This window comes from Adhaeribacter rhizoryzae (genome assembly GCF_008629685.1).
Classification (GTDB): Bacteria; Bacteroidota; Bacteroidia; order Cytophagales; family Hymenobacteraceae; genus Adhaeribacter; species Adhaeribacter rhizoryzae.
Genome location: NZ_VWSF01000028.1, coordinates 60,742 through 70,622, shown reverse-complemented (window position 1 = coordinate 70,622; position 9,881 = coordinate 60,742). Strand labels below are relative to the sequence as shown.

The following is a 9,881-nucleotide window of genomic DNA, read 5'->3' as shown; positions in this document are numbered from 1 at the left end:
TAGCCGCCAACCTTATTTATTTCCTCTTTGCTGCTTGACTACTGATTAGTAATAAGTAGTAGTTGTAAGAAGTAAGAACCTCAAGCCCCGGTACAGCAATGTAACGGGGCTTTTTGCTTTATAGGGGTGGTTAAGAACAATGGCAACGGTAACTAATATAATTCACCATGCTTGTTTTAAGTGGAATTATGCAGCCGCTATAAGCTCATACCTGCTCAATATTACTTAATACCTTTAAAATATTATTTCATTAACACCAGAGTTAATAAATAGTATTAAGCTAAAATCTTCTGAGTAGCATGAAGTTACAGATGGTGTTAAATATTAGCTGCTCTTTTTTTCAAAGTTTTTGAATAAATCTGCATTATCGTTTTGGATGATATTAAACTATATTTATATTTGCACTCCCAATCAGGTAGCGTGGCCGAGTGGCTAGGCAGAGGTCTGCAAAACCTCGTACAGCGGTTCGAATCCGCTCGCTACCTCTTCAAATTTAGCCCTGCTTTTTAATTAAGGCTGGGCTTTTTTTATTGCTTATAGTTCCTGTTTATAGCTACGTATTTTTTATTTGCCGAAGTAATACTTACTGTTACTATAGTATAAAAGCTTAAATTCTTCTTAATTCTTCAATAAACCTCCTGCCTCTTCATCTTTTTAAATGGGCATTCGTAATCCTTTTATCTCTTAACTAATGATTCCTGAAGGATGCTGTTATAGCATATCAAAGAAGGTTGTTTGTTAAATAAAATGATTTATATGTCTCAAAAAAATGGTAAAAATGTTTCAGAAAGTAAAAGTGAAGTATTAACTCCCAAAGGAATATTAATAGCAATTGGAGGCAAAGAAGATAAAGGCCATGATGGCGACCACATCCACGATCGGAATGATCAATTTATCAAATTAGAAATTCTGGAAAGATTTACAAAGGAGCTAAAAGGTAAAAATCCTTTGATTGTGATTATTCCAACTGCATCTGGCGAGCCGGAAAAGGCGGCAAAAGATTACCTGGAAGTTTTTCATAAATTAAAATGTAAGAACGTACAAGTAGCCAATATACAAAACCGGGAAGATGCCACCAATCCGGATTATTTGAAGCTGATTAAAGAAGCTGCTGGCATTATTTTTACCGGTGGGGATCAGTTAAAGTTAACCTCAATTTTAGGCGGTACTGAACTTCTTTCCGTTTTGAAAAAACAATATTTACAAGAACCAATAATAATAGCTGGTACGAGTGCTGGCGCAGCTGCTATGTCGTCCGGAATGATTTACGAAGGCCAAAAAGATAACGGTATGTTTAAAGGTGACGTGCGCTCAACTTCCGGGTTAGATTTTATAAAAAATGTTGCCATAGATACCCATTTTATTGCCCGCGGACGTATGATTAGGATGGCAAATCGCTTGGCCTCTAACCCCGGTTACTTAGGTATAGGCTTAGAAGAAGATACCGGTATTGTGATTAAAGCCGGGCGGGAAGCCGAAGTAATTGGAAGTGGTTTAATAGTGTTAATGGATGCAAGGGGATGTACCTCATCTAATATTCATGAAATTGCAAACGGCGAACCAGTTACTTTAAGAAATTTGAAAGTAGACCTATTAGGAAAAGGAGACACTTTTTCTATTCCAGATTATAATTAATTCCATTTTCATTAGAAAAACAAATAAAGACTCAATCCCGCAATTAAATGGAAATTGTAGACTTGCGTATTATGCGCGGACCAAATTATTGGTCGGTAGAACATCCGAAAATTATAGTTATAAAGCTGGACCTTGAAAATTACAAGGATACCTATACGAATGAAATACCGGGATTTTTCTTACGCTTAAAAAAGATGTTTCCGGGAATGCAAGCGCATCGTTCGGCCGAAGGCGTAGAAGGTGGTTTTTTTAAAATTGTTAGAAGGGGTACTAAACTAAGCCATGTGGTAGAGCACATAGCGCTGGAATTGCAAAATCTATCGGGAATGGATTGTGGTTTTGGCCGTACTATACCCACCTCAGAAGAAGGCATTGATAATGTAATATTTTCGTATTCCGAAGAAAGGGCAGGCGAGTACGCCGCCTATGCCGCCGTTAAAATTACCGAAGCGCTGGTTAAAGATGCCCGTTATAACTTAAAACGCGATGTTGACCGTTTACACCAGATTCGCGAAGATGAACATATTGGACCCAGTACTTACTCCATTGTGGCCGAAGCGGTAAGCCGCGGAATACCTTACATCCGGCTAGACAGAAATTCATTAATTCAGTTGGGTTACGGCGTACACCAAAAACGAATACAGGCTACCATGACTTGCCGAACGGCTTCCTTTGCGGTGGAACTGGCTGGTGATAAAAATGCAACCAAAGAGATGCTGGCCGGCGCTGGCATACCAGTACCCCGGGGAACTACTGTTTACAATTTAGAAGAACTTAAAGCTGCTACCCAGGAATTAGGCTTTCCAATAGTAACCAAACCGCTGGACGGCAACCACGGCAAAGGTGCCAGCATTAATTTAAAAAACTGGAAAGAAGCCCAAAAAGGATTTACCGAAGCTGTAAGATATTCGCCGGGTGTAATTGTAGAACAATTTATTCAGGGTTTTGATTTTCGATTACTGGTTATAAACAAAAAGTTTGTGGCTGCGGCAAAACGTACGCCGGCCATGGTAACCGGCGATGGCGAATCTACCATTCAGCAATTAATAGAAAAAGTTAATAAAGATCCGCGGCGGGGTGTAGGTCACGAAAAAGAACTTACGCAAATAAGAGTAGATAAATTTACCCGCGCTATTTTAAAGGATAAAAACCTAACCTTAAAATCAATATTACCAGCTGGTAAAATATTATATCTAAAGAGTACTGCTAATATTAGTACCGGCGGCACAGCTACGGATGTAACCGATATTATTGACCCCTACAATGTTTTAATGGCCGAACGAATTGCGGGTATTATTGGCCTGGATATTTGCGGCATAGATGTGATGACCACCGATATTGCAATACCGCTAAACGAAGCTCGCGGCGCGGTGCTGGAGGTTAATGCTGCCCCCGGCTTCCGGATGCATATTGCGCCTACCGAAGGTTTACCCCGTAACGTGGCCGAACCCGTAATAAACATGCTGTTCCCGCACGGTTGCCCATCCAGCATACCAATAATAGCTATTACGGGCACCAATGGCAAAACTACCACTACGCGTTTAACGGCACACATTATTAAATCTAACGGTTACCAGGTAGGATTTACTACTACTGATGGCATTTATATTCAGGACAAAATGCTGGAGAAAGGCGATACCACCGGCGCCAAAAGTACTGCTTTTGTGCTAAAAGACCCTACCGTAAATTTTGCGGTACTCGAATGTGCCCGTGGCGGCATGTTACGTTCTGGCTTAGGCTTTGAGCAATGCGATGTAGGCATTGTTACCAATGTGGCCGCCGACCATTTAGGTTTGCGCGATATTAATACCCTGGAAGACATGGCCAACGTAAAAGCCGTGGTACCCAAAACCGTAAAGCCCGATGGTTATGCCGTTTTAAACGCCGACGATGATCTGGTTTACCAGATGGCCAAAGACTTAGATTGCAAAATCGCTTTTTTCAGCTTAGACGAAAAGAACCCCCGAATATTAAAGCACATTAGTAAAGGAGGCTTAGCGGCAGTGCTGGAGAATGGCTATATCTCAATCTATAAAAATAGTTATAAAATAAGGATCGATCGGGTAGCCGATATTCCTTTAACCTTTGGTGGACGCGCCCGCTTTAACATTGAAAACGTTTTGGCTGCCACGCTTGCCGCTTATGTATCGCGTATTCCGGTAGAAGATATTAAAAATTCGCTCCGGACTTTTGTGCCATCCGCCTCTAAAACGCCAGGCCGCATGAACCTGTTCCGGTTCCCGCATTTTGAGGTTTTAGTAGATTATGCGCATAATGCGGCTGGCTTAAAAGCAATTGGCGAATTTGTAAATACCTCAGATGCTACTCGCCGGATAGGAATTGTTGCCGGCGTAGGCGACCGCCGCGACGAAGACACCAAAGAGTTGGGCCGGTTGGCTGCCGAAATATTCGATGAAATAATAATCAGGCAAGATAAAGATTTACGAGGTGCTGTTCCCGAACACATCAACCAAATGCTGCAAGCAGGTATTAACCTCATAGACCCAGATAAGCACGTTATTTATATTCCGCAAGAAATGCGGGCCATTGCGCACGCTCTAGAAAATGCCACCCGGGGTTCGTTAATCACCATTTTCTCCGAAGACGTAACAGAAGCCATTAAACTGGTCGAGAATTTTAAAGTTATTCAGGACCGCCGGGAGTTAGTAGATTAGAAAACAATATTTCTGGAATAAAAAATAATCTACTAAACGGTAAACATTGGGTAAAAAAAGAAAGGCCGGATGAATTTCCGGCCTTTCTTTTTGATTGAATGTTTTCAGATTCTATTTTAAGGTAAAAGTAGATTTGCCAATTTGGTAACCATCGGCGTAAATTTCGATGGTATGGAGGCCTCTTTTGTATTCGGCACCTTTAGAATAAACAAAAGAAACAGCTTGCTGCGAATTATCGAAAACAATATCGCGCTTAGCAGTATAAAAAGTTTCTTCGCCGTTTAGCATAAAAGTACCCGACCCGGTTGATAGGTTGTATAAAGCTGAACCATCCGGTTCGATCAGGCGCATTAATATTTCTTTTGTTTCTTTGGCGGCTACTTCGTTTTTACCCAGGTTAAACGAAATTCTGATTTTATCTACCCGCTTGGCCTTAAATTCATCGGCATTATCGTCTTTTTCTTTGCCGCGGTTATTAATTATGTTTACCTGTATATTTTGTGCCTCCAGGCGAGAAGCAAGGGCCACTTTTTCGGTTAGTTCCTGATTATTTGTTTTTAAGGTGCTAATGGTATCGGTTAATTGGGTTTGGGTAGTTTTTAGGGTAGTATTTTCGCCAAACAGCACTTCATTATCTTCTTTCAGTTTAGCAATTTCCTGGTCTTTCTTTTTAAGCTGATTTTCCAGATTAGCAGCCCGGTCGCGGTACTTACGCTGATCGGCTAAAGAAAAACTGGTTTTCCGGAAACCCTGTAGTTTAATAAGATCGCCATTAATCTGCGTAATTTTGGCTTCTAACGAATCATTAGATAAACCCATGGCTTGTAACTCCTCGCTTTGGCGTTCAAAATCTGCTTTTAAGGCTTCATAAACTTTAATCTGGTTTTCTAATTCGCTGTTTTTTACCCGAATAACCTCTTCCTGTTCTTCTACTTTTTGGGTTTTCTGGTGCTGCATATAAAACAGAATTCCATTAATAGTAAGTAGAACCACAATTAAACCTACAACCAACAATTTCCGGTTATTATCACGTTCAGGATTGCTTTCTGCCATTTCGATTTGTTTAGTTTACTATTTAGTTTATTTAATATATAGAAAGTACAAAAATATACTTTAAACGCGCGTTGCCAAATTAAATATTAATCTAGTTAACTTTTAAGTACCCATAAATAAATAACTTTGCCCCAGTGCTATTGCTTTAATTCAAAAACAAAACCATTATTTAAGTTTAGTAATGAACCGTAAATTAGAAGGATATTTTCCGGCAGTTGCACCTAAGCTTAATTTTAAAGTTAAAAGTATTTCTTTTTATTCACAACGCTAAAACATGATATCTATTCCTAAACTAAGCCATAAAAATTCAGGTAATTTTTTTCTGATGGCTGGACCATGCGCTATTGAAGGCGAAGAAATGGCCCTTGATATTGCCGAAAAAATAAAAAATATTACTGACCGGTTGCAGATACCCTATATTTTTAAAGGCTCATACCGCAAAGCCAATCGTTCCCGCATTGATTCTTTTACCGGCATCGGCGACGAAAAAGCTTTAAAGATTTTGCAGAAAGTAGGAGCCGAGTTCGATATGCCAACCATTACCGACATCCACGAAACCGAAGAAGCCGCCATGGCCGCCGAATACGTAGATGTACTGCAAATTCCTGCCTTTTTGTGCCGCCAAACCGATTTATTAGTAGCCGCTGCCAAAACCGGGAAAGTGGTAAACGTAAAAAAAGGTCAGTTTTTATCCGGAGAGGCCATGCGCTTTGCCGTAGATAAAATAAAGGATTCCGGTAATGATAACGTAATATTAACCGACCGCGGAAATTCTTTTGGCTATACTGATTTAGTGGTTGATTACCGGAATATTGTAGCCATGAAATCTTTTGGCGTGCCGGTAGTAATGGATGTAACCCACTCGCTGCAGCAGCCCAACCAATCTTCCGGCGTAACCGGGGGCCGGCCAGCCTTAATTCAAACCATAGCAAAAGCAGCTATTGCAGTAGGCGCCGATGGTATATTTATAGAAACGCACCCAATTCCCAGCCAGGCCAAATCTGATGCCGCCAATATGTTACCGCTGGATCAACTGGAAGGCTTACTGGAAAACTTAATCCGGATAAGACAAGCAGTGGCCGGTTAATAATTTGGTTGAAGGTTGAAAGTTAAAGGTGAGGAATTATTTATTGCGTATTTAGCAGTTAAAATAATTAAAACATACTAGGTGAGGCTGGCAGCAAGACAGCATACCATAACCTGAGTTTTAATTATAAACGCAAGGCATTCTATAAACCTTAAACTTTCAACCTTTAACCTAAAAATATTTAACCCTAAATTAGTACCAAAGGGTAAAATGCTGTTTGGGCTGCTGTTTCCGGAAGAAAATTAAACCTACCTGAAAAAGGTCGATGGATAAGGTAACAGCCGGATGTGCACAGATTTCCTGCCAGGCTTTTTCCATTTCTGCCGACCAATAAATATCATCAAAAATAAAAACGCTTTCTTCGGTGTGCTTCTCTAAACAAAGCCGGAAGTAGTGCATGGTTGGCTCGTACCGGTGATTTCCGTCGAAATAAATAAAATCTACGCGGGTGGTTTTATTTAAAAACGCTGGTAAGGTTTGGTCCAGATTACCCGGTATAATTTCAATATTGCTAAGTTTTAGCTTCTGCCAATTCAATTGCGCTTGTTGTGCTATGTTGGGGCAGCCTTCAAAAGAGTAAACCTGACTCTTAGTGTGAGCGCTGGCTAAATACGCGCTCGTTAAACCAAGCGAAGTGCCTAATTCCAGCACCTGGTTGGGCTGAAAATAATTTACCAGTCGGAATAATAATTGGGCGTATTTAGCTGGTTTAGCCGAAATTTTAGCTATATCGCTAATCCGGCGGCGGTAAGTTGGGTTTACTTTTGAGCCCGCACCTAAATCGGTGATCTCTAATTGTTGGTGGTTTTGCCGCAGTTCAGCCCGTAGGTTTTCTATTTGGCCGTAAGTATAATATTGGCCACTGTGCAGAATAACATTTTGGTACAGATTAAAAATAAAAGGAGAGTGAACTCCGTGTAAGCGTAAAGATTTAAAACGATAAATCAGGAATTTGTAACCCAGGCGCAGTAAAGACAAAAGAATAATTGGCTTAATTAAGTTTGTAAGGAACAATTAATACAAACTCCGGAATAACTACATTAAATTGTTTCCCATCTACCAACCGCTCCATTAAATAAGTGCCCCGCATTTTACCAATGCCGGATTTTAAATTACAACCCGATACATATTCGTGCGCTTCGCCGGGCTCCAGTACCGGTTGCTGACCAACCACGCCTTCGCCTTCTACTTCGCGTACAACGCCGTTAGAATCATGAATATACCAATGGCGACGCAATAACTTTACGGTAAATTCGCTGTTATTCTGAATATTAATTTTGTAGGCAAACACATAATGCTGTTGTCCCGGACTGGAGTAGTCGGGTAAGTAATTGGTAGTTACCGTTACTTTTACGCCCTGGGTGGTTGTTGTGCCCATGATAGAAATTGCAGGTTTATCAGATGAACAGTCAATTTTAAGTAATAGTTTTGTTATAGCAAGCATTTACGTTAAAAAAACTTTATTTTGTTACGGACCCTAATATTTTACTATGAGCGTAAAAATAGAAGAAAGCTGGCATCGGGTACTGGCACCGGAGTTTCAGAAAGAATATTTTAAAAAGCTAATTGCCTTTGTAAAAGAAGAATATGCTACGCACCAGGTGTTTCCGCCCGGCAGCTTAATATTTAATGCTTTCGAAAAAACTCCTTTCGATCAGGTTAAAGTAGTTTTGATTGGTCAAGATCCTTATCATGGTCCGGGGCAAGCGCACGGTCTGGCTTTTTCGGTGCAGGAGAGCGTTACGCCGCCGCCTTCTTTAAGGAATATTTTTAAAGAAATAAAAGACGATGTGGGTAAAGAAATTCCAAAATCGGGTAACCTGGAGCGCTGGGCGGTGCAAGGCGTATTGCTGCTGAATGCTACTTTAACAGTAAGAGCTAACTCGGCGGGTTCGCACCAGAAAAAAGGTTGGGAAGAATTTACTGATGCCGCTATTCAGCAATTATCGGAACAGAAAGAAGGCTTGGTATTTTTATTATGGGGCGCTTATGCGCAGAAAAAAGGTGCTTTAATCGATAGCCGAAAACATCATGTTCTTACCGCTGCCCATCCATCTCCGTTTGCTGCAGATAAAGGCTTTTTTGGTTGCCGGCATTTCAGCAAAACCAATCAATATTTGCAAGCACAAGGTCAGAAACCAATCGATTGGTGAAGTTCGTTAATCGTTGCTCGTTACTCGTTGTTCGGGATCTTGATAATTGAATAATCTTTAAAAAGCAGAAGCACCACATTTATTTGGTGCTTCTGCTTTTATAACCTAATAATTATTTCAAGTTTCCGAATAACGAACAACAATTAACGAACAACGAAAAAACTATTCTATTAATTTAAATATACGATTCCAGCGAATTTTGCCGCTTACGCCGCCGTTCGGGTCCGATGACATCCAGATTAAAACCGCTTTACCTACAATATGGTCTTCGGGTACAAAACCCCAGTAACGCGAGTCGGCGGAATTGTGCCGGTTATCCCCCATCATAAAATAATAATTTTGCTTAAAGGTGTATTGGGTTTGGGGTTTGCCATCAATGGTTATGACATTTCCTTTTACTTCTACATTTTCGTTGCCTTCGTAGCGCCGGATAACCATTTCGTAAAGCGGAACAGTAGCGGAATCTAACTTAATGGTAACGCCTTTTTTAGGGATATATAGAGGTCCAAAGTTGTCTTTGTTCCATTTATATTGCGAGGGCACAAACGGGAAAATGGCCGGATCGGCATAGCCGGCGGTATCTTTAATTAACTCTACGCGCTTGATATAACTTACACCTTCAAATTCTTTGGCGGTGGCCGGTGTGGTATGTACGGCATAACCACCCATTACCGTGTACGGATCGGCAATGTTATACCTTAAAAATTCCTTTTCCGTAATGGCGTTTTCGGTTTGCAGATAATAGCTGAACTGCATTTCTGCCGGATTTTCCTGCTTTTGGCCATTTATATACACCTGCATGTCGCGGATAGAAAGAGTATCGCCGGCTACCCCAACGCAGCGTTTAATATAATTGGTACGCAAATCTACCGGGTGTTCTTCTTCCGGCGGAAAGTTAAATACTACTACATCGCCCTTTTTAACATCCGAAAAACCAGGTAAACGGAATTGCTTTAGCTGAATAGCATCGGAATAGGAGGGAATATTGGTACCCCAAATGGTTTGGTGCGTAAGCGGAACTTGCAGCGGCGTTTTAGGGGTACGCGGACCATAGTGCAGTTTACTCACAAACAAATAATCGCCTACCAGCAAAGATTTCTCCATAGAGGGCGTAGGAATTACGTAAGCCTCAAAAGTTGCCCAGCGTATTAAAGTTGCAGCAACCACGGCAAACAAAATGGCATCGCCCCATTCGCGGAAAAAACCTTTACGCACTGGCGTTTTAGAAGGATAAGTGGTATTCGACTTTCTGAATTTTAATTTCATAAATACAAATTT

The 9,881-nt window shown here is 40.8% G+C and carries 8 protein-coding genes and 1 tRNA gene; 5 read left to right on the top strand and 4 right to left on the bottom strand.

Translation table 11 applies throughout. The features are described from left to right. Window positions 1–414: 414 nt before the first annotated feature. The 3 genes from F0145_RS23400 to cphA all read left to right on the top strand — a co-directional run bounded on the left by F0145_RS23400 (window position 415) and on the right by cphA (window position 4,310). Window positions 415–485 (top strand) — tRNA-Cys (locus F0145_RS23400). Between the two features lie 271 nt (window positions 486–756). Then, window positions 757–1,635 carry a cyanophycinase gene (locus F0145_RS23395; RefSeq protein WP_150092586.1) on the top strand — a complete coding sequence of 293 codons (879 nt, stop codon included), beginning with the start codon at window positions 757–759 and terminating at the stop codon, window positions 1,633–1,635. A 47-nt stretch (window positions 1,636–1,682) separates the two neighbouring features. Further along, window positions 1,683–4,310, top strand: a complete 2,628-nt coding sequence (gene cphA / locus F0145_RS23390) for a cyanophycin synthetase (protein WP_150092584.1) — start codon at window positions 1,683–1,685, stop codon at window positions 4,308–4,310. 111 nt (window positions 4,311–4,421) lie between these two features. Here the strand turns inward: cphA and F0145_RS23385 are convergent, their stop codons facing one another. Then, window positions 4,422–5,363: a hypothetical protein gene (locus F0145_RS23385; RefSeq protein WP_150092582.1), complete on the bottom strand. Its 942-nt coding sequence runs from the start codon at window positions 5,361–5,363 to the stop codon at window positions 4,422–4,424. A 274-nt stretch (window positions 5,364–5,637) separates the two neighbouring features. On the opposite strand from F0145_RS23385, the gene kdsA reads away from it, so the two are divergent. Then, the gene (gene kdsA, locus F0145_RS23380; protein ID WP_150092580.1) at window positions 5,638–6,450 is read left to right on the top strand and encodes a 3-deoxy-8-phosphooctulonate synthase; all 813 of its coding nucleotides are present in this window, start codon (window positions 5,638–5,640) and stop codon (window positions 6,448–6,450) included. Between the two features lie 192 nt (window positions 6,451–6,642). Here the strand turns inward: kdsA and F0145_RS23375 are convergent, their stop codons facing one another. Both F0145_RS23375 and apaG read right to left on the bottom strand, forming a co-directional pair. After that, window positions 6,643–7,428 (bottom strand): O-methyltransferase, encoded by a 786-nt coding sequence (locus F0145_RS23375; RefSeq protein ID WP_223816215.1) that lies wholly within the window; start codon window positions 7,426–7,428, stop codon window positions 6,643–6,645. 13 nt (window positions 7,429–7,441) lie between these two features. After that, window positions 7,442–7,828 carry a Co2+/Mg2+ efflux protein ApaG gene (gene apaG, locus F0145_RS23370; protein ID WP_150092578.1) on the bottom strand — a complete coding sequence of 129 codons (387 nt, stop codon included), beginning with the start codon at window positions 7,826–7,828 and terminating at the stop codon, window positions 7,442–7,444. Between the two features lie 112 nt (window positions 7,829–7,940). On the opposite strand from apaG, the gene ung reads away from it, so the two are divergent. Beyond that, window positions 7,941–8,603, top strand: coding sequence for a uracil-DNA glycosylase (gene ung / locus F0145_RS23365; protein WP_150092576.1), 663 nt, complete (start codon window positions 7,941–7,943; stop codon window positions 8,601–8,603). 162 nt (window positions 8,604–8,765) lie between these two features. On the opposite strand, the gene lepB is transcribed toward ung, so the two are convergent. Then, a complete protein-coding gene (lepB, locus tag F0145_RS23360) occupies window positions 8,766–9,869 on the bottom strand; it encodes a signal peptidase I (protein WP_150092574.1) in 1,104 nt (367 codons plus the stop codon). Window positions 9,870–9,881 lie beyond the last annotated feature (12 nt).